This window comes from Brevibacterium sp. SIMBA_078, assembly GCF_046534565.1.
Taxonomy (GTDB): Bacteria; Actinomycetota; Actinomycetes; order Actinomycetales; family Brevibacteriaceae; genus Brevibacterium.
This window is the reverse complement of record NZ_JAWRYQ010000601.1, coordinates 1-235: the sequence shown is the minus strand read 5'-3', so window position 1 is coordinate 235 and position 235 is coordinate 1. Positions and strand designations below refer to the sequence as shown.

Below are 235 nucleotides of genomic sequence, written 5' to 3'. Positions count from 1 at the left end.
ATACTTGAACATCAATACTGCGCTCAAGCGCACTGTAGTCTCGCCCTCTAGCTAAGTTCATTAATTTATCACGACTTAATGGCTCACGCGGGTGAGACACTAACGCTTTTAACACCGCAAATTCACCACTGGTGAGTGACACCGTGTTATCGCCTTCACTCATTTCGCGAGTGGCTAAATTTAGGGTAAATTTACCAAACGCAATTAAGTTCTCCTGCGCTGAAGGCGCCCCTGG

The 235-nt window shown here is 46.8% G+C and carries 1 protein-coding gene; it reads right to left on the bottom strand.

All coding sequences use genetic code 11. The features are described 5' to 3' along the window. On the bottom strand, positions 1-163 hold a 163-nt coding region (locus SB749_RS20940), incomplete at its 3' end, for a winged helix-turn-helix domain-containing protein (RefSeq protein WP_410712013.1). Between the last annotated feature and the right edge of the window lie 72 nt (positions 164-235).